The organism is Variovorax sp. P4_D9, assembly GCF_056401695.1.
The window spans coordinates 1-1734 of sequence record NZ_JBFUIU010001316.1 but is presented as its reverse complement, the minus strand read 5'-3'; the positions used below and the strand labels follow the sequence as shown (position 1 = coordinate 1734).

General features: G+C 64.5%; 2 protein-coding genes. Both read right to left on the bottom strand.

Features of this window, described 5'->3' with window-relative positions; all coding sequences use genetic code 11:
• On the bottom strand, window positions 1–286 hold a 286-nt coding region (locus AC1DY5_RS54390), incomplete at its 3' end, for a hypothetical protein (RefSeq protein WP_478122488.1).
• Window positions 287–901: 615 nt separating this feature from the next.
• Window positions 902–1561 carry an FHA domain-containing protein gene (locus tag AC1DY5_RS54385; RefSeq protein ID WP_478122487.1) on the bottom strand — a complete coding sequence of 220 codons (660 nt, stop codon included), beginning with the start codon at window positions 1559–1561 and terminating at the stop codon, window positions 902–904.
• Window positions 1562–1734: the final 173 nt, after the last annotated feature.

Below are 1734 nucleotides of genomic sequence, written 5' to 3'. Positions count from 1 at the left end.
GGAAGAAGCCCATGCGGGTGTTGAACGACTGCGCCAGGAAAGCGCAACGGCGCTGGCCCAGAGCGAGCAGGACCTGCGCGATGCAGAAGCCTGTCATGCCGCGCAGGAAAAACGCATGCTCGCCGAGGTCGACCGGGCACGCCAATCCTCCAAGCAGCTGGAGGCCGGGCTGGCCAGGGAACAGCAACGGCGCATCCAGAGCGAGGAGGCTGCGGCCCAGACGCTGGAGGCCGGCCGCCGAATGCTGCGCGACACGCTTGCGGGCGCATTGCGCCGCAGGGGACACATAAGCCCTCCGTTGGCTTGGGCAAAGCTTAGTACTGGCCCTTGCGTCGAAAGACGTTCTTCATCGCTGAGGCATGTTGTGGCTGACCTCTCCGCATCCGGCCAACATCCCGCGCAATGGCTGAACTCCAAGACGCACTCCCTGTCRCGCCCGCTGTCGTGCAATGGGCCCGTGCGCGGGCTACACGCCGGAGGATGCGGACGAATCGTCCTTGGGTTGAGGCGGCTCCGGCGTGTTGCGATCGCGGGCGTTTGCTGGACATGCCGCCGATGGCAGACCTTGCCCGAATAGGGGCAAGCGGGGTGCCGTCGGTACTTTTGGCGTGGACCGGCCGAGGGGGACCCCGCGTCGCACATCGGCTGCTGTCGACTGGGCACGCCGATTTCCCGGCGTTCTCTGAGCGTCTACATCCATCCCGCCCGTTGAAACCGGTCGTACGCAAAGCGCACACACAAGCGATCAGCGCCAGCGCAGGCGGGTAACCGTAGCGCCATTTCAACTCGGGCAGCTGATCCAGGTTCCCCAGATGCCGACAAGCGCGGTTCAGATGACGAAGATGCCAGCCCAAGCCGCCACATTGCCTTCAACTGCGGGCGCCCCCCGCCTCAGGGCCACTCAGAAATCGGAAGACCGGACGATGATCGGTTCACGGTGCGTGGCGTCATAGCGCGACCAAGCGGCCACGTTGATCGCCACGTAGTTCTCTTCGTACGCGCTCACCGCGCGGCTGGCGCCATCCGAGGCGTGCACGTACGCGCCGAAATGGGACGCGAGCGCGTCGTCGGTGATCAGGGCTTGAATTTCGCGGCCGCGCGCGGGGAGGGTAAAGGCCACGCCATTGCCGACCCAGCGCGCGCCGCGCGAGCCGCCGATGCGATGGCCCCCCGGCTCGACACCCCTGGCGGGTTCCAATGGTGCCCGCTCCGTTTCCATTGCTTCCACGACGGGTTCGGGCGGCGGATCTTCAATAACTTCGGCCGACGCAAAGTCTCGATCAAGATACATCATTTCATAGTTGCCGATCTGGACGATGTCCCGGTCCAGCAACGGCCGCATCGACACGTCATCGCCGTTGACCAGCGTGCCGTTGGTGCTGTGAAGGTCGTGGAGGGTGACGAAATGCCCGTGCCGCGTGAGGATGACGTGGGTCTTGCTGACGGTGGCGCTCGCGAGCACGAGATGGTTGCGCATGCTCCGACCGATCTTGAACTCGCCTTCGAGGAGCCGCACGTTGCGAAGTGCTACACCGTTTTTGGTCACGATCAGAGTCGGCATCGCTCGAGTTCCCCCTTGTGCCGGAGATGGTAGGCCGGCACACGCGCAGCCGCGGTCAATCGTCACACGACGAGAGCAATGAGACGAACTGATACAGCAACGGTCAAGCCGCGCATCTGCACCATGCCGGCACGCCCAATTGGTGCCGCCTTCGAATGCATCAGATGCGGCTG

Bases quoted from the DNA above. Each gene is read 5' to 3' on its own strand.
- AC1DY5_RS54385 (WP_478122487.1), bottom strand. From the start codon at position 1,561: ATGCCGACTCTGATCGTGACCAAAAACGGTGTAGCACTTCGCAACGTG.